Below are 17191 nucleotides of genomic sequence, written 5' to 3'. Positions count from 1 at the left end.
TCTTTGGAAATGTTCCCAAAACTCGTGTCTAAGGCATGAAGCAGCCCAACGCTCGCCATCACCTGGCCGCAGACAGATCGAGGGATACACACAGACCATTCGGAGGCGGCCCAGGTGGATGGTGGTGTTGAACAGGCCAACAAGCAGTAAGCTTCTTTGAAGTACGCCGAGCATGAAAACTGGAAACTATTACGACGTGCTTAGACGCTTGTAGGCGGCTATAGTTGCTGAGGGACAATTGCTTCACACTTGACCGAGTATGTTTGATTCGGGTTATCAAGCTCTCTGCAGTTAATCTGCAAGCGAATCGACCTGCCTCGATTAGACTTTGGCGACCCTGAGATGCGAAACATAAAGTTTGAGCCGATAATGCCGAACTTCACTGGAGATTCATAGGGAGGCATAATCTGGTTTACTTTAAGAATCTTCCCTCGATCTATGGCTCTCATGAGCTGTACAGGTCCATCAGAGCCAGGCTCAAGCTCGGCAATCTCTAGAGACTCGGGGAATGTCGCAACAACCTCAATCACCTCGATCTCGAAGGGCGCGCGATTAGTGACTTGCCATACTCCGTGAAACCAGCCTTCATCTAAGATTACCTCACTAGAGCTTACATACCCTCTAGGGCGAATGCGAGCGTCATCAATCGCCCATCGTTCTTGCTGCGTACGAAGTTGGCGCCAAGAAAGATAAGCGGCAGTGACTGCAGCTAGTAGAGATAGCAGCGTTAACCATTCCATCAAAGAGCTGCCAAATCCGCCAAGTCACCTCTACAGCTTAGGCCTGCCCAACGCCAAGATCACCTGAATGAAAGAATCTCAGGTAGAAATCAAAGCCCCCTAGGAGGCGTGTCAGGTGTATCTTGATGTTATACGGCACTTGATTTCTCGCCTGAATCGACCATGGAACAAATTCCGCATGTGTAAGACAAACTTCTTATCGCGGACGGTGCTTAGTGCCCAATCCTGCGGTAATGAACACTGCTGTTGCCTCGTGCTCCACGTCAGCCGTGTGCCAGGTGCCAGGAGCATTGACTGCGTACTGGCCAGGACCCAAAGTTACGGCCGAACGGGCACCATCAGGATCCTCTTGGTAGAGGATCATTGATCCGGACGTGCATAGAACGACTTCGCTTCCATGCGGGTGCATTTCCCACATTTCCCACGACACGTTGAATTTGTGCATGCTTACGAGACGCCCCTCAGCGCCATCCTCGGCATGCCGGTTGACGTATTCCTCGTACCAATCCATTGCACCGGTGAATAATGGTTCAACCTCGGCAGTTGCGCCAAGACCCAGATGCACTGGATGAGCAATAATGTCGCGTGCACCCATGGAAATTGCCCTTAGTCACCATGGAGTGGAAGTATATCAGAAGAAATCACAGACAAACTTGTTCTTAGACGGTTTCCGTGAACCCCTCCTGTCGCCCAGCCCATTCCGTGAACCACAAGCCAACAACCTGCAGCGATAGATGAAAACCCCACGGGCAAGCCTGTTCAATCCTTTTGCAGCAGGATGGTAGCCGTGGTTCACGGACCCGTGAACACATCAGGTCTCCAGCAACATCTTCGACAGATTCGGCAGGCCCGCTCCCTGGTGGTAGCGGTCCCGTTGCAGGTCGGTGCAGTGCTCCAGCAGGATCCGCTTCACCCGGTCGGGATAGCCGATTAATTCGGTGCGCACCGAGAGGAACGCGGCCAGCAGGCCGGAGATGTGCGGCGCCGCCATGCTGGTGCCGGAAAGGGCCACGTAGAGCTCATCGAGGCTCTTGCCTTTGTCCCGGCTGTGGGAGCGTTTGGGGTCGCTGCTGCTGCGGCAGGAGAGGATCTTTTCTCCCGGACCCACCACGTCGGGCTTGAGGCGGCCATCGGCGGTGGGACCACGCGAGGAAAAGTAGGAGGTGCCGTAGCGGTGCGGCAGGGTCGGGTGCACCGAGCCCACGGCGATCGCCTCATCCAGGTTGGCCGGATCGCCGATCGACAGATCAAACGAGCGCGTGGCGCTGAAGCCATCCACCACGATGTCGCCGCTGCCCTCGTTGCCCGCCGCCAGCACCACCAGCACCCCCTGGCGCACCAGCCGCAGCAGGGAGGCGCACAGGGGTGAATCGCCGCAGCCGAAGCTGGCCGGATCGAACGGCCCTCCCAGGCTCAGGTTCACCCCCTGGATCGCCAGGCGCCGTCCCTCCTGGTTCTGCTTCCAGATGTGGTCGATCGCCTTGATGATCCAGGCGTCGTAGCCGCCGCCGTTGTCGGCCAGCACTTTGTAGCTCACGATCCGGGCCCGGGGGGCCATCGCCAGCAGGTCGGGGCCGCCCTCGCCGCCCACCGAGAGCAGACCGCCGGCGATGATCCCCGCCACATGGGTGCCGTGGCCGTTGGCATCGTTGCCGCTGCCCTTCTGCACCGGCCCCCGCTCTGTGCAGTCCCACTCGGCGGCGATCGTGCCGTCCGGAGCGAAGCTCGGGTTGTGGAAGTGGGGATGGCGGCTGTCGATGCCGGTGTCGAGCACGGCCCAGGTGATGCCCTGGCCGCAGGCGTTGTAGCCCAGCTGGGCGGTGCGGGCCTGCACCGTGTGGATCGAATCGTGCATCAGCGCCTTCTTGCGGCTGTTGCTGAACATCCGGTACACCGCCGGCGAGGTGTTGCCGTACTGCCGGCCCATCGCCCCCGCCAGCGTCTCCACCTCGGCTCGGGTCAGGTTCACCGCCACGTAGCGATCCAGCTGGTCCTCCAGAAACACCGTCTCGGCGGTGATCGGACCCTGCAGCACATGCGCCCGGATCCACTCCAGCACCGCCTCCCGTGCCTTCTGGAGCGAATCGCCCCCCTCCGGGCCTGCCGTGGAGCGATCCGCCAGCTCGATCAGCACCGGCACCCGGGCCGTGGCCTCCACATCCAGGGCATCGGCGAGGCTGCGGGCCACCGTCATCGGACTCACGGGCTGGAAGCGGGAGCGGTCCAGTGCCGCCATCACCGTCTCCTGGGTCGACTGGCGCGACAGATAGCGGCTGGCGGAATGGGCCTTGCTGGGCGGCCACACCACCCCCATCACCCGTTCATCGATGATCTTCGGCTTGCCGGCGGCGCTGTACTCGTCGGCCAGGCTCTGGTCGAGGCAGACGATGTCGCCGTCCTGGGCGATGTTCACCCAGCGCTTCACACCGGCTGGGATCGGCAGCTTTTTGCCGTGCCATGTCTGCAGCACGTCGGTCACCTGGGGCAGTCCCAGCGGTGAGCCGATCGTGACGTACAGATCCACCTCCAGGGCGGCGCCCAGCTCCATCAGCGCCTGGTAGGTGACCATGCTCCCCTGGCTGTGGCCGACCACCACGAAGGGGCCGCCGCCGGTGCTGATCCGGTCCTTCACCGTCTGCACCATCCGCTGGCGCTTCGTCTTGTTGAACAGGAAATCGTTCACATCCGCCAGGAACGCCTGGGTGAACATCGCCGTCACCGGGCTCCACAGCCCCTTGGCCTCCACCGAGAGCGTCGCCGGGCCGCCCATCGGAGCCCCCCGATGGGCCGCCGTCTGGGCGGCCGCCTCCAGCTGCGCCGTCAGGGCGTCCACGAACGCCTGCGATTCCGCCGGCGCGTCGCTCTCCTGGATCGAGGCGGCCAGAAGCCCCTGCGCCTCCGGCTGCAGCGTCGCCCGGTCCTCGCCGATCGCCCGGGTGGAGAAGCCCGCCGTCTCCGGGTACCGCTCCCGGTCGACCCAGTAAGCCATGCGGGTGCGCTCCCCCTGGTCGGCGCCGAACAGGGCCCGGTCCCACTCCGAGCGCAGCACCCCCTCGGGGGGCATGTTGGAGATCCCGTGGCAGTAGATCACCGTGCGGGCCTGCCCCCGCGCGGCCGGGGTGCTGGCGCTGCCGGTGGCGGCGGCTTTCTTCGGGGCGGTCATGGTGTCGCGGAGAAGAAGGGAACCGACCCCCGCCCTAGCCAGCCCGGCCGCCCACGGGTCACGGCCTGCCGCCGCTGTCATCGTTCTTGAGGCCGCACCCGCCCATGACCCTGCTGCTGTCCGTTCTGTCCGTGGTGCTGCTGCTCGATGTGGTGGTGCTGGTGGTGCTGCTGCCCTCGCTGCTGATCCGCCTGCTGCTGGTGCCCCTGTGTCCGGAGGTGGTGTGGTGCGGCCCGGGCCGCGGGAAGCGGCTCGCCCTCACGATCGATGACGGCCCCAGCCCCGGATCGGAGTCCCTGCTGGCCCTGTTGCGGGAGCTCGAGGTGCCGGCCACCTTCTTCCTGATCGGCTCCCACCTGGAGCGCGACCACCGTTTCCCCCGCCGCGCCCTGCAGCGGGGCCATGATCTCGGCAACCACCTCTGGCGCGACGAGTCCTCCGTTTCCCTGCCGCCGCCGCTCTTCCAGCAGCAGCTCGCCGACGCCGAGCGGGCCATCGCCCGGGCCGCTGCCCCCGCCAGCCTGCGCTGGCGCTGGTTCCGGCCCGGCCGGGGCTGGTTTCATCGGCCCATGCTCGACGCCCTGGCGGCCCGCTCCTACCGCCTGGTGCTGGGCTCGATCTTTCCCTGGGACACCCTGCGGCCGCCCTTCTGGTTCGTGCGCCTGTTCGTGCGCCTCAATGCCCACCCCGGCGGCATCCTGGTGCTGCACGACACCCCGGCCCTCAGTGGCCGCACCCTGGACACCCTGCGCCGCATCGTCCCCGACCTGCGCCGCCGCGGCTACCGCTTCGTGCCCCTCCAGGAGCTGCTCGACCCGGCCGCCTGATCCGTCGTCCGCTGGTGGGCGTGGGGCCTACGATCCGGGCCGTCCGCCCCCTGGGGAATGCGCTTCAGCAGCCTGCTCACCCGGATCGGCGCCGTGCAGGACGGCAGCCCGCGGCACCTGGCAGGGGATCCGGAGATCACGGGCGCCGAAGCGCTCGATCGCGCCGGCCCCGGCCAGCTGGCCTTCCTTGAACCCGGCAATGCCCTGGCCGCCGCCCTTTCGGCCAGCGGTGCCGCCGCCCTGCTGCTGCCCCCTGATGCGGAGCTGCAGCAGCTGGCCAGCGAGCGGGGCCTGGCCTGGGTGGCCCTTGCCAATCCCCGGCTCGGCTTCGCCGAGGCCCTCGCCGCCCTGCATCCGCCCACCCCGAAGCCCCCGGGGATCCACCCCAGCGCCGTGGTCGAGTCGAGCGCGGCTGTGGCGGCCGATGTCCATGTGGGCGCCCATGTCGTGATCGGCGCCGGTTGCGTCGTGGCCCGCGGCTGTGTGCTCCATCCCGGGGTCGTCCTTTATGAGGACGTTCAGCTGGGCGAGGGTTGCGAGATCCATGCCCAGGCGGTGCTCCACCCCGGCAGCCGCCTCGGGAAGGGGTGCGTTGTCCAGTCCCAGGCGGTGATCGGCGCCGAGGGTTTCGGCTTCGTGCCCACCGCTTCGGGGTGGGTGAAGATGCCCCAGACCGGCCGGGTGGTGCTCGAGGACGGCGTCGAGGTGGGCTGCGGCTCCACCATCGATCGCCCCGCCGTCGGTGAGACCCGCATCGGCGCCGGCACCAAGATCGACAACCTGGTGCACGTCGGCCATGGCGTGGTCACAGGGAAAGGCTGTGCCCTGGCCGCCCAGGTGGGCATCGCCGGCGGCGCCGTGCTCGGCAACGGCGTGATCCTCGCCGGCCAGGTGGGCGTGGCCAACCGGGCCGTGATCGGCGACCGGGCCATCGCCTCCTCCAAGTCCGGCATCCACGGCGAGATCGCCGCCGGCGAGGTGGTCAGCGGCTACCCCGCCATCCCCAACCGGCTCTGGCTGCGCTGCTCCGCCGTCTTCAACAAGCTGCCCGACATGGCCCGCACCCTGCGGCAGCTGCAGAAGTAGCCTCGCCTGCTGAGCGGCCCCCCCTCGCGATGACCAGCTACAGGATCACCCTGCTCGCGGGGGACGGCATCGGTCCGGAGATCACCGCGGTGGCCCGCACCCTGCTCGAGGCGGTGAGCGGCCGCCATGGCTTCAGCCTCGCGTTTGAGCCACAGCCCGTCGGCGGTGCCGCCATCGACGCGACCGGTGAGCCCCTGCCCGCCACCACCCTGGAGGCCTGCCGGGCCGCCGATGCGGTGCTGCTCGCCGCCATCGGTGCCCCCCGCTTCGATGCCCTGCCCCGGGAGCAGCGCCCCGAGAGCGGCCTGCTGGCCCTGCGCTCCGGCCTTGGCCTGTTCGCCAACCTGCGGCCCGTGAAGATCATCCCGGCCCTGGCCGGTGCCAGCAGCCTGCGGCCCGAGGTGATCGAAGGGGTGGATCTGCTGGTGGTGCGCGAACTCATCGGCGGCATCTACTTCGGCACCCCCAAGGGGCGCATCGCGGTGGATGGCGGCGTGCGGGCTTTCAACACCATGGTTTACAGCGACCATGAGGTCGACCGGATCGCCCGGGTGGGCTTCCGTCTGGCGGCAGGCCGCCGCGGCCGGCTCTGCTCGGTCGACAAGGCCAACGTGCTCGATGTCAGCCAGCTGTGGCGCGACCGGGTGGAGGCGATCCACGCCGAGTTCCCCGCGGTTGAGCTCAGCCACATGTACGTCGACAACGCCGCCATGCAGCTGGTGCGCGAACCGCGCCAGTTCGACGTGCTGCTGACCAGCAACCTTTTCGGCGACATCCTTTCGGACGAGGCCGCCATGCTCACCGGCTCGATCGGCATGCTGCCCTCGGCTTCCCTCGGTTCTGACGGCCCAGGCCTGTTCGAGCCGGTGCACGGCTCCGCCCCCGACATCGCCGGCCAGGACCTGGCCAACCCGATCGCCATGGTGCTGTCGGCCGCCATGCTGCTGCGGGTGGGCCTGCAGCAGGAGGCCGCCGCCGCCGACCTCGAGACCGCCGTCGACCGGGTGCTGGCTGCCGGCTACCGCACCGGCGACCTGCTGATGGGTGAGGGCTGCACCCGGGTGGGTTGCCAGGCGATGGGCGAGCAGCTGCTGGCGGCCCTGCCCGCCTGAAGTCCCCGTCAGGTAACGGCGGCGGGGGGTGCGGACCGGCGACCTGCCAAACTCACACCCTCTGAACCCCCCTGCGTCGATGTCGAAGCGTCACCCGGTCGTGGCAGTCACCGGTTCCTCGGGAGCGGGAACCAGCACCGTCAAACGGGCCTTCGAGCACATCTTCTCCCGCGAGGGCATCATCCCGGCGGTGGTGGAAGGCGACAGCTTCCACCGCTTCGAGCGCGGCCCGATGAAGCAGGCGATGGCCGAGGCCCAGGCCCGCGGCGAGAACTTCTCCCACTTCGGCCCCGAGGCCAACATCTTCGACAAGCTCGAAGAGCTGTTCCGCACCTACAGCGAAACCGGCAGCGGCGACCGCCGCTACTACCTCCACTCGGTGGAGGAGGCGGCTGAGCACAACGCCCGCCTGGGCACCAACCTGGAGCCCGGCCAGTTCACCCCCTGGGAGCCCATCCCCTCCGACACCCAGCTCCTTTTCTATGAAGGCCTGCACGGCGGCGTGGTGGGCGACGGCTATGACGTGGCCTCGATGGTGGATCTGCTGATCGGTGTGGTGCCGATCGCCAACCTGGAATGGATCCAGAAGATCTCCCGCGACAACGCCGAGCGCGGCTACTCGGCCGAAGCGATCGTCGACACGATCCTGCGCCGCATGCCCGACTACATCAACCACATCTGCCCCCAGTTCAGCCTCACCGACATCAACTTCCAGCGGGTGCCCACGGTGGACACCTCCAACCCGTTCATCTGCCGCAACATCCCCACCCCGGACGAGAGCTTCGTCATCATTCACTTCCGCAAGGGCGCTCGCGAGAAGTGGGGTATCGACTTCTCCTACCTGCTGCGCATGATCAACGGCTCCTTCATGTCGAGCCCCACAAGCATCGTGGTGAACGGCGGCAAGATGGGATTCGCGATGGAGATCATCCTCACTCCGATCATCCACAAGATGATCGAGGAGCAGAAGAAACTCAGCTGAAGATCAGTCTCTTGATCTTCCTTTCGGCCCTAAGATCGCCCGAAAGGAACCGGTGAATCCCATCACCGCCCAGCCCCCCACCATCACCCCGTCCGGATCCGGCAGTCCCTCCTTCCAGATCCGCGGCGGGGAGTCCTCGGCAACCCCGTACCAGAGCTCCCTGCGCCTCGATCGCATCAACAGCGCCGAGCTGCTGCGCCACGGGCGCCGCGTCTATTTCCGTTTCCTGGAGTCCTGCCCCACCGCTCCTGAGCCGCTGGGGGTGGTGCTTCTCGGCGCCGGCCCCCAGGGACGGGTGGTGTTCGAAGCGCCGATCCTCCTGCCGGACGAACAATTCGTGCCACTCGACCTGCTGCGGCCCAGGCCAACACGGCCTCGTGCTGGTCGGGGGGGACCCAATCGTCCACTGCCATGAGCACCGACCTCATCTTCACCCTGGTTATCCCTCCGGCCCTGCTGGCCCCCTTCGTGGCCCTGGCCGGCGCCTGCATCGGCAGCTTCCTGAACGTGGTGGTGTGGCGGTTGCCGCGGGAGGAGTCGCTTGTCTTCCCCGGCAGCCATTGCCCCCGCTGTGGCGCCTCCCTGGCCTGGTTCGAGAACCTGCCCCTGCTCAGCTGGCTGCTGCTGCGTGGCCGCTGCCGCCACTGCCACGCCGCCATTGCCATCCGCTACCCCCTCGTGGAGCTGCTCACCGCTGGTCTCTGGGTGGCGATGCTTTTCGCCCGTCCTGCTGCCATGGGCCCCGATCCCAGCCCCTGGCTGCTGCTGGTGGCGGGTTGGCTGCTGGCCAGCTGGCTGCTGCCCCTGGCCCTGATCGACCTCGACAGCCTCTGGCTGCCGGAACCCCTCTGCCGCTGGGGGGTGCTGCTCGGCCTGGCGGTCACCGCCGCCGTCGGCTTCCAGCAGGGGGCCGACGTGGGCCGCACCCTGCTGTTCTCCCATCTTCTGGCCGTGGCCGCTGGCCTGCTGGGCTTCGAGGCCCTCAGCGCCCTGGCCGAGAAGGCCATGGGCCGGCCGGCCCTGGGGTTGGGGGACGCCAAGCTGGCCGCCCTGATGGGGGCCTGGCTCGGACCGCTGGGTCTGGGCCTGGCCGTCAGCCTGTCCGTTCTCGGTGGCGCCCTGATCGGCGGGCTGGCCCGGCTCACCGGTCGGCTCGGCCGCCAGCAGCCCTTTCCCTTCGGCCCCTTTCTCGCCGCCGGTGCCCTGGCCGTCTGGATCGGTGGTCACGCCCCCTGGCTGCGGCTGTGGGGCCTGGGTCTTTAATGACTGGTCAGCCGTCACCCTTGCTTCCGTCGCCCCATGTCCCTGTTCGACTGGTTCGCCGATCGCCGCAAGAACGCCCCGGCCGTGCGGGCCAGCAAGGGGCCTGAAGCCGACGAGGGGGATGGCCTCTGGAGCAAGTGCGCCGAATGCGGCTTGGTGGTCTACCGCAAGGATCTGATCGCCAATGCCAGCGTCTGCAAGGGTTGCGGCCACCATCACCGCATCGACAGCAGTGAGCGCATCCGTCTGATCGCTGACGAGGGCAGCTTCGAGCCGATCGATGCCGATCTGGCTCCCACCGATCCCCTCGCCTTCAAGGACCGCCGCAGCTATGCCGACCGGCTGCGGGACACCCAGCGGGCCACGGGCCTGCGTGATGCGGTGGTCACCGGCCTCTGCCGCCTGGAGGGCATGCCACTGGCCCTGGGGGTGATGGACTTCCGTTTCATGGGCGGTTCGATGGGCTCGGTGGTGGGCGAGAAGCTCACCCGGCTGGTGGAACTGGCCACCGCCCGCCGCTACCCGTTGCTGATCGTCTGCGCCTCCGGTGGCGCCCGCATGCAGGAGGGAATGCTCAGCCTGATGCAGATGGCCAAGGTGTCCGGTGCCCTGCAGCGCCACCGCAGCGCCGAACTGCTCTACCTGCCCCTGCTCACCCATCCCACCACCGGTGGGGTCACGGCCAGCTTCGCCATGCTCGGCGATCTGATTCTGGCGGAGCCCAAGGCGATGATCGCCTTCGCCGGCAGGCGCGTGATCGAGCAGACCCTGGGTGAGAAGCTGCCCGATGGCTTCCAGACCGCCGAGTACCTCCAGGATCACGGCTTCGTGGACACGATCGTCTCCCGGCCCGAGCTGCGCGGCACCCTGGCCACCCTGTTGCGCCTGCATGGCAGCGTGCGCACACCCCTGTCGGTCGCACCATGAGAAGCGTTGTGGGCCGGCTGCTGGCGGCCCTGCTGGTGCTCGGCCTCTGGCTGGCTGCGCCCGCTGCCGTCTGGGCCGGTCCGGTCGACTGGCAGGAGGTGGAGGCCAGCCCTGAGGGCCGGCAGTGGTGGGATTCCGGCAGCCTCCGCTTCGATCGCGAGGGCCGCCTCTCGGTGCTCAGCCGCTTCCAGCCCGCCGCCGCCGCCGATGCGGCCGAAGATGCCAGCCCCCCCGTCGGCCAGCTGTATGTGATGCAGCTCGATTGCGACGAGGAGCTCTACCGCGACACGGCCGTCAACGGCCTGCCCCGCTGGGGCGCCACCTGGCAAACCGCCGCCGGTGACAACCTCACGATCCGGGTGCTGCACGCCGCCTGCGCGGCCGCCCGCCTGTCCCAGGAGAGCGATGCGACGGCCTGATCCACCCCTGCGGGTTGCCGTCGCCGGCCTCGGCTTCGGCGAGAAGGTGATCCTGCCGGCCCTGCGCGACTGCCCGATCACCGAACCGGTGGCCCTCTGGCATCCCCGCCCCGAGCGGGCCGCCGCCGCCGGCCAGGCGGCCGAGCTGCCCGCCTTCGACGACTTCGCGGCCCTGCTGGCCGATCCGGCCGTGGAGGCGGTGGTGATCGCCACCCCCCCCGAGCCCCGCTTCGCCCTGGCCAGGGCGGCCCTCGAGGCCGGCAAGCACCTGCTGCTGGAAAAGCCGGTGGCGCTGAACGTCGAGCAGGTGGAGGAGCTGCAGCGTCTTGCCATCGAACGGGGCCTGGTGGTGGCGGTCGACTTCGAATACCGGGCCGTGCCCCATGTCCAGCAGCTGGCGGCCCTGGTCGGCCAGGGGGTGCTGGGAGATCCCTGGCTGGTGACGTTCGACTGGCTGATGAGCAGCCGCGCCGATCCCCGCCGGCCCCACACCTGGTACTCCCAGGCGGCGGCCGGCGGCGGCGTGCTCGGTGCCCTCGGCACCCACGCCTTCGACACCCTGCACTGGCTGGTCGGCCCCAGCCGCGGCCTCAGCGCCCGGCTGAGCACCGCCATCGGCGAGCGCCCCATCCCCGGCTCCGGCGCCATGGGATTGGTGGATGCCGAGGACAGCGCCCTGATCCAGCTCGATCTCGAAGACGTCCGGGGCCGGGCCGTTCCCGCCCAGCTGACCCTCTCCTCGGTGGCCAGGGCGGGACGGGGCTTCTGGATCGAGCTCTATGGCAGCGAGGCCACGCTGGTGCTGGGCTCCAGCAACCAGGCCGACTATGTGCACGGCATGCAGCTTTGGATGGCCCGTCCGGGCGAAGCCCTGCGCCCCGTCCCGGCCGATCCGGCCCTGGCCTATGGCCGCACCTGGGAGGACGGCCGCATCGCCCCGGTGCGGCGGTTGCTGGGCTGGTGGTCGCAGGCGGTTCGGGAGCGCCGGCCAATGGTGCCGGGGCTCGCTGAGGCCGTGACCAGCCAGCGCTGCTGCGACTGGGCCCGCCTGGGAACAGAAGGCCCGTAGGGCATCCCCTAGACTCCCCGTCAGACCCGGCGGGACGACCCCGCCAGCCGTCCTCCGACCACGGTTCTCCCCAACCGTACCCACCCAAAAACCGCGAGATTTCCCATGGCGCTCGTACCGCTTCGTCTGCTGCTCGATCACGCCGCAGAAAACGGCTACGGCATTCCTGCCTTCAACGTCAACAACCTGGAGCAGGTGCAGTCGATCATGGAGGCTGCCTACGAAACCGACAGCCCGGTGATCCTGCAGGCCTCCCGGGGCGCCCGTCAGTACGCCGGCGAAAGCTTCCTGCGCCACCTGATCCTGGCCGCGGTGGAAACCTATCCCGACATCCCGGTGGTGATGCACCAGGACCACGGCAACAGCCCCGCCACCTGCTACGGCGCCGCCGCCAACGGATTCACCTCGGTGATGATGGACGGCTCCCTCGAGGCCGACGCCAAGACCCCCGCCAGCTACGACTACAACGTGGCCGTCACCAAGGAAGTGGTGGACGTGGCCCACGCCATCGGCGTGAGTGTGGAAGGCGAACTGGGTTGTCTGGGTTCCCTGGAAACCGGCAAGGGTGAAGCCGAGGATGGCCATGGTTTCGAGGGCTCCCTCGACCATTCCCAGCTCCTCACCGACCCCGCCGAGGCGGCCGACTTCGTCGCCAAGACCAAGGTGGATGCCCTGGCCATCGCCATCGGCACCAGCCACGGCGCTTACAAGTTCACCCGTAAGCCCACCGGCGAAGTGCTGGCCATCTCCCGGATCGCCGAGATCCACAAGGCCATCCCCAACACCCACCTGGTGATGCACGGCTCCAGCTCCGTTCCCCAGGAATGGCTGGACATGATCAACAAGTACGGCGGTGCCATCCCCGAAACCTACGGGGTTCCCGTTGAGGAGATCCAGGAAGGCATCCGCAATGGCGTGCGCAAGGTGAACATCGACACCGACAACCGCCTCGCCTTCACCGCTGCTGTGCGGGAAGCCGCCGCCAAGGATCCCGCCAACTTCGATCCCCGCCACTTCAACAAGCCTGCCCGGGCCTACATGAAGAAGGTCTGCCTCGACCGTTATCAGCAGTTCTGGTGCGCCGGCAACGCCAGCAAGATCAAGCAGCGCGACATCAACTACTACGCCGCCCTCTACGCCAAAGGCGCCCTGGACCCCAAGACCGCCGTGGCCGCCTGATCGGCGTCTGCGTCCAACGATCTCCAACGATCCTTCCGGGCCCCTCAGGGGCCCTTTTTCATGGCGCTCAGGGCAGGGGCAGGGGCACCGGCGCTCCAGCCGGCAGGGGCAGGGGCTTGCTGGCGTCACCGGCCTCCTTGCCGGTGGGTGCCTCGTCCACCAGTCGGTCGAGGGCCCGGCGCAGGCTTCGCTCCATCACGAAGCGCCGGCCGTCGGTGACCACCACCCGCACCAGGGTGGGCAGATCGTTGCTCTTTGACTGCAGGTAGATCGGCTCCACGTAGAGCAGACCCTCGCCCACTGGCAACACCAGCAAATTGCCGCGGAACAACCGCGAGCCGAGCCGGTTCCAGAGACCGAACTGGAAACTGATCGTCGGGTCCTGATCAATCAGGGCGGTGATCTGCTGGGGGCCGAGCAGCAGCCGCTGCTGGGGGAAGCGCACCAGCATCAGCTCCCCGTAGTGGGGTGGATCGTTGCGGGCCGCCAGCCAGCCCACCAGGTTGGAGCGCCGCAGGGGGGTGAAGGGCAGCAGCAGCACGAACTCGGAGCGCTGCTGCCCGGGCAGTTGCATCGTGAGGTGGTACGGCGACACCGGCACGCTGCTTTCGCCGTAGATCTCGGTGGGCACCGCCCAGACGTCGTCGCCGTTGTAGAAGGTGCGCACGTCGGTGACGTGGTACCGCAGCAGCCGCTCCGCCTGGATGTCGAACTGGCTTTTCGGCACCCGGATGTGGGCGAGCAGGGCCTTCGGCATGGCCGAGAGCGGCCGGAACAGTTCGGGAAAGGCGCGGATCCAGGTGCGCAGCACCGGATCCCTGGCGTCATTCACGTAGAACCAGATCCGGCCGTCGTGGGCATCCACCACCGCCTTCACCGGGTTGCGGAAATAGCGCAGTCCCTGGGGATTGGGATCGCTGTAGGGATAGGAGCGGCTGGTGGTGAAGCCATCCAGCAGCCAGTACTGGTATTGCTCCGGCCGGTAGCCTGCACTGCCGGCCACCCGCGCCGTGACCAGGTAGGGCTGGCTTTCAAAACGCAGGAACGGCGCCAGGGCCGTCAGGCGTTGGTTCACCTGCCGCCGCAGCAGCAGCAGCGACCGGTCGGTGAAGGAGCCGGTGAACAGCAGCCGCGGCTCCCGAAGGTAGATCGCCGCGCCCAGCCTGTTGAGGGGATGGGCAAGGGAGATGCCCCGGGTGCCGGTGTAATGGGTGTAGACGTTCAGTTCGCCCTCCGGATAGGAGAACTCCTTCACCTTGGTGGGGGCGATGGCGTAGGGGGAGGGCCCGGAGGCGAAGTACAGGCTCGGGCTGCCCACCGGCAGGGCCGCCCGGGCCTCCTGGTCGGTGATGCCCAGCTTGGGGATCCCCTGCACCCGGCCGCTGCTGCCAAGGTCCTTGACGAAGAACAGGGGCAGGCCGTCGGCGCCGAAGGCGTTCACCGGCGAGACGGTGAAGCCGTGACCGTTGGTGAACACCAGATGGCGGTTCAGCCAGGTGCGCGAGCCGGGGGGGAGGGCGCTGCTGTCCAGCTCCCGGGCCGAGATCAGCACCTGCTGGGAGCCGTTGCGGGCCGCCTTGCCCTGCAGCGGATAGCGATCCACCGCCGCCGAAGGGAAGGTGTAGTAGAGCCGCAACTGCTGCAGCTGACGGTTGGCGGCCAGCAGGGGCTGGCTGTCCCAGAGGCGGATGTTGTCGAGGGTGCCGGGGGCGCTGGCCAGATCCGCCTTCGTCAGAGCCTGGTTGGGTTCGAGCCGCAGCGTTCGCACATTCTCGAGGCCGAAGGCGCGGCGGGTGGCCCGGATGCTGCGCTCCAGGTACGGGGCCTCCACCGCCAGCTCCCGCGGCTGCACCCAGAAGCGCTGGGCCAGGGGCGTGATCACCCATTCGCTGATCGGCACCAGCAGGGCCGTGCCGGCCAGGGGCAGCAGGGCGCCGCGGCGCACCCAGCCCCGGGGCAGGGGCACCAGCAGGGCACAGGCCGTGAGCAGGAGCAGCACCGCGAACAGCAGCCGCAGGGGCAGGCGCACGTGCAGATCCACGTAGCCCGCCCCTGAGGCCACGCCGCTGCCCTGCACCATCAGATCGAAGGGGGCCAGGGCATTGCTGAGGGCCATCACCACGGCCAGGGCGGCCACCTGGGGCTGCAGCACCCGTTGCTGGGCCTTGCTGAGCCCGTCGAAGCGCAGATCCGACAGGATGCGGCTCTTGCCGATCGTGAGCAGCAGGCAGGCCGCCAGCCCCACCACCCCCTGGGCCAGCAGCACGCTCAGCAGCAGCCGCAGGGCTGGCAGCCGCAGCACGGTGAAGGAGAGATCGAAACCGGTGATCGGATCCCCCTCGCCGAAGGGCGTGGCCAGCAGGGCCGGCAGCCACAGGCTCCAGCCCCGCGCCACCGCCGTGGCCGAGCCCGCGAGGGAGGCCGCCAGGGTGATCCGCAGGGTGGTGAGGGGCCAGAGCAGCAGCGGCAGCAGCAGGCCCCCCGCCAGGCCGGCCACCAGCAGGGGCGGCAGATCGCGCAGCACGGAGAAGCCTGTGATCACATCGCCATTGAAGGGGTTGGCGATCAGTCCCCGGGCCTGCACCAGCAGGTAGCTCAGGCCACCGGCCAGCAGCAGCACCAGGCCGATCAGCACCACCACCAGGGCGCCGTTCCCCAGCCGCAGCAGGGGCTCCCCCGGCCGGGGCGCCTCGGCACCCTGCTGCCGCAGGCGCCAGCAGCGCTGCAGTTGGGCCAGCTGCAGCGCTGAACCGAGGCCGAAGACCAACGTGAAGGCCGAGATCTGCAGCATCCAGCGCCGCAGCAGGATTCCCTGGAAGTCGAACTGGGCGAACCAGAGCCATTCGATGCCCAGCCGGGCCGCGGCCCACAGGGCCAGCAGCAGCCCGAAGGCAATGGCGAGGCCGGCGGCAAGGCGTGGCCCCACGCGGGCCGGCTGGGGGGAGGAATCGGGCACAAGCGGAGCGTAGGCAGAACCCTGCTGGCGACAAGGTGCCGCCTCCAGGCCATCGCCTTCCGCCGCGGTAACGGCCGGATCCGGACGGCCAACTTCATACCCGATCTCGGATGTCGGCTTTAGAGGCAGGCGCTGGCCGCCGCTGTTAGCGTTGTTCCCAGTGACCGGGACCGACTTGACCGCCACCCTTTCCCGCTCCACCTTCACGGGCCTGCGCTGCAAGGAATGCGGTCATCCCTATGAAGCTGGGGCGCGCCACGTCTGCGAAGACGTCTGCTTCGGCCCGCTTGAGGTGGTCTACGACTACGACGCCATCCGCAGCCGGGTCAGCCGTGCCACCATCGAGGCCGGTCCCACCTCCATCTGGCGTTACCGCGAATTTCTGCCCGTCGAAGGTGACCCCATCGACGTCGGCACCGGCTTCACCCCCCTGCTCAAGGCCGACCGTCTGGCCAGGCGTCTCGGCCTGTCCTCGCTCTACATCAAGAACGACGGCGTCAACATGCCGACGCTGTCCTTCAAGGACCGCGTCGTCTCGGTGGCCCTCACCCGCGCCCGGGAGCTGGGCTTCACCACCGTCAGCTGTGCCTCCACCGGCAACCTGGCCAACTCCACCGCGGCCATCGCCGCCCACGCCGGCCTGGAGTGCTGCGTCTTCATCCCCAGTGATCTCGAACTCGGCAAGGTGCTGGGCACCCTCGTCTACAACCCCACCCTGATGGCGGTGAAGGGCAACTACGACCAGGTCAACCGGCTCTGCTCCGAGGTGGCCAACACCTATGGCTGGGGCTTCGTCAACATCAACTTGCGCCCCTATTACTCCGAAGGCTCCAAGACCCTCGGCTACGAGGTGATCGAGCAGCTGGGCTGGCAGCTTCCCGACCACATCGTCGCCCCCCTGGCCTCCGGCTCCCTGTTCACCAAGATCCGCAAGGGCTTCGACGAGTTCATCAAGGTGGGCCTGGTCGAGGAGAAGCCCGTGCGCTTCAGCGGTGCCCAGGCCGAAGGCTGCTCGCCCATCGCCCAGGCGTTTGCCGCCGGCCGCGATTTCATCACCCCGGTGAAGCCGAACACCATCGCCAAGTCGATCGCCATCGGCAACCCCGCCGACGGCCCCTACGCCATCGACATCGCCAACCGTACCGGCGGCACCATCGCGGCGGTCACCGATGAGGAGATCATCGATGGCATCAAGCTGCTGGCCGAGATGGAGGGGGTGTTCACCGAGACCGCCGGTGGCACCACGATCGCCGTGCTCAAGAAGCTGGTGGAACAGGGCAAGATCGACCCCTCGGAAACCACCGTCGCCTACATCACCGGAAACGGCCTCAAGACCACCGAAGCGATCGCCTCCTGCATCGGTGCGCCGTACACCATCGAGCCGCAGCTTGCCAGCTTCAATGCTGCCTGGGCCCAGTCCCAGGCCTCCCATGGGAGCAAGGCCGCGCCGGCCTGAAGTCGCCCGTTT

The 17191-nt window shown here is 67.8% G+C and carries 14 protein-coding genes; 11 read left to right on the top strand and 3 right to left on the bottom strand.

Going from position 1 to position 17191, the window contains the following annotated elements; translation table 11 throughout:
- Window positions 1-936: 936 nt before the first annotated feature.
- Entirely contained in the window at window positions 937-1335 is a 399-nt protein-coding gene (locus tag KUG43_RS11010) for a cupin domain-containing protein (RefSeq protein WP_216908909.1), read from the bottom strand.
- A gap of 216 nt (window positions 1336-1551) precedes the next feature.
- The gene (locus KUG43_RS11005) at window positions 1552-3903 is read right to left on the bottom strand and encodes a S8 family peptidase (RefSeq protein ID WP_216908908.1); all 2352 of its coding nucleotides are present in this window, start codon (window positions 3901-3903) and stop codon (window positions 1552-1554) included.
- Window positions 3904-4007: 104 nt separating this feature from the next.
- Between KUG43_RS11005 and KUG43_RS11000 the strand changes: the two genes are divergently transcribed.
- The 10 genes from KUG43_RS11000 (at window position 4008) to fba (ending at window position 12767) form a co-directional block, all read left to right on the top strand.
- Window positions 4008-4730 carry a polysaccharide deacetylase family protein gene (locus KUG43_RS11000; protein WP_216908907.1) on the top strand — a complete coding sequence of 241 codons (723 nt, stop codon included), beginning with the start codon at window positions 4008-4010 and terminating at the stop codon, window positions 4728-4730.
- Between the two features lie 57 nt (window positions 4731-4787).
- Window positions 4788-5816 (top strand): UDP-3-O-(3-hydroxymyristoyl)glucosamine N-acyltransferase, encoded by a 1029-nt coding sequence (gene lpxD / locus KUG43_RS10995; RefSeq protein ID WP_216908906.1) that lies wholly within the window; start codon window positions 4788-4790, stop codon window positions 5814-5816.
- Window positions 5817-5845: 29 nt separating this feature from the next.
- Window positions 5846-6928: a 3-isopropylmalate dehydrogenase gene (leuB, locus tag KUG43_RS10990; protein ID WP_216908905.1), complete on the top strand. Its 1083-nt coding sequence runs from the start codon at window positions 5846-5848 to the stop codon at window positions 6926-6928.
- Window positions 6929-7007: 79 nt separating this feature from the next.
- Window positions 7008-7910 carry a phosphoribulokinase gene (locus KUG43_RS10985; protein ID WP_216908904.1) on the top strand — a complete coding sequence of 301 codons (903 nt, stop codon included), beginning with the start codon at window positions 7008-7010 and terminating at the stop codon, window positions 7908-7910.
- A 52-nt stretch (window positions 7911-7962) separates the two neighbouring features.
- Window positions 7963-8325, top strand: a complete 363-nt coding sequence (locus KUG43_RS10980; protein WP_353618005.1) for a hypothetical protein — start codon at window positions 7963-7965, stop codon at window positions 8323-8325.
- A complete protein-coding gene (locus tag KUG43_RS10975) occupies window positions 8322-9173 on the top strand; it encodes a prepilin peptidase (protein WP_216908903.1) in 852 nt (283 codons plus the stop codon). Before KUG43_RS10980 ends, KUG43_RS10975 begins: the two co-directional genes overlap by 4 nt.
- Before the next feature lie 36 nt (window positions 9174-9209).
- On the top strand, window positions 9210-10100 hold the full coding sequence (gene accD, locus KUG43_RS10970) for an acetyl-CoA carboxylase, carboxyltransferase subunit beta (protein ID WP_216908901.1): 891 nt from the start codon (window positions 9210-9212) through the stop codon (window positions 10098-10100).
- A complete protein-coding gene (locus KUG43_RS10965; RefSeq protein ID WP_216908900.1) occupies window positions 10097-10519 on the top strand; it encodes a hypothetical protein in 423 nt (140 codons plus the stop codon). The genes accD and KUG43_RS10965 overlap by 4 nt, the downstream gene beginning before the upstream one ends.
- Window positions 10506-11588, top strand: coding sequence for a Gfo/Idh/MocA family protein (locus tag KUG43_RS10960; RefSeq protein ID WP_216908899.1), 1083 nt, complete (start codon window positions 10506-10508; stop codon window positions 11586-11588). Before KUG43_RS10965 ends, KUG43_RS10960 begins: the two co-directional genes overlap by 14 nt.
- Window positions 11589-11693: 105 nt before the next feature.
- The gene (gene fba / locus KUG43_RS10955) at window positions 11694-12767 is read left to right on the top strand and encodes a class II fructose-bisphosphate aldolase (protein WP_216908898.1); all 1074 of its coding nucleotides are present in this window, start codon (window positions 11694-11696) and stop codon (window positions 12765-12767) included.
- Window positions 12768-12834: 67 nt separating this feature from the next.
- Here the strand turns inward: fba and KUG43_RS10950 are convergent, their stop codons facing one another.
- Window positions 12835-15723, bottom strand: coding sequence for a UPF0182 family protein (locus tag KUG43_RS10950; RefSeq protein WP_216908897.1), 2889 nt, complete (start codon window positions 15721-15723; stop codon window positions 12835-12837).
- A gap of 175 nt (window positions 15724-15898) precedes the next feature.
- Between KUG43_RS10950 and thrC the strand changes: the two genes are divergently transcribed.
- Window positions 15899-17179 carry a threonine synthase gene (gene thrC / locus KUG43_RS10945; protein ID WP_216908896.1) on the top strand — a complete coding sequence of 427 codons (1281 nt, stop codon included), beginning with the start codon at window positions 15899-15901 and terminating at the stop codon, window positions 17177-17179.
- The last annotated feature ends 12 nt before the right edge of the window (window positions 17180-17191 follow it).

Origin of the sequence: Synechococcus sp. CCY 0621 (assembly GCF_019038465.1) — a bacterium.
In the GTDB taxonomy this organism is placed as follows: domain Bacteria; phylum Cyanobacteriota; class Cyanobacteriia; order PCC-6307; family Cyanobiaceae; genus Cyanobium.
Note: the sequence above shows the minus strand (reverse complement) of the source record. Positions and strands in the feature narration are given on the sequence as shown.

Coding starts and splice junctions, on each gene's coding strand:
- KUG43_RS11010 (WP_216908909.1), bottom strand. CDS start 1,335: ATGGGTGCACGCGACATTATTGCTCATCCAGTGCATCTGGGTCTTGGC.
- KUG43_RS11005 (WP_216908908.1), bottom strand. CDS start 3,903: ATGACCGCCCCGAAGAAAGCCGCCGCCACCGGCAGCGCCAGCACCCCG.
- KUG43_RS11000 (WP_216908907.1), top strand. CDS start 4,008: ATGACCCTGCTGCTGTCCGTTCTGTCCGTGGTGCTGCTGCTCGATGTG.
- lpxD (WP_216908906.1), top strand. CDS start 4,788: ATGCGCTTCAGCAGCCTGCTCACCCGGATCGGCGCCGTGCAGGACGGC.
- leuB (WP_216908905.1), top strand. CDS start 5,846: ATGACCAGCTACAGGATCACCCTGCTCGCGGGGGACGGCATCGGTCCG.
- KUG43_RS10985 (WP_216908904.1), top strand. CDS start 7,008: ATGTCGAAGCGTCACCCGGTCGTGGCAGTCACCGGTTCCTCGGGAGCG.
- KUG43_RS10975 (WP_216908903.1), top strand. CDS start 8,322: ATGAGCACCGACCTCATCTTCACCCTGGTTATCCCTCCGGCCCTGCTG.
- accD (WP_216908901.1), top strand. CDS start 9,210: ATGTCCCTGTTCGACTGGTTCGCCGATCGCCGCAAGAACGCCCCGGCC.
- KUG43_RS10965 (WP_216908900.1), top strand. CDS start 10,097: ATGAGAAGCGTTGTGGGCCGGCTGCTGGCGGCCCTGCTGGTGCTCGGC.
- KUG43_RS10960 (WP_216908899.1), top strand. CDS start 10,506: ATGCGACGGCCTGATCCACCCCTGCGGGTTGCCGTCGCCGGCCTCGGC.
- fba (WP_216908898.1), top strand. CDS start 11,694: ATGGCGCTCGTACCGCTTCGTCTGCTGCTCGATCACGCCGCAGAAAAC.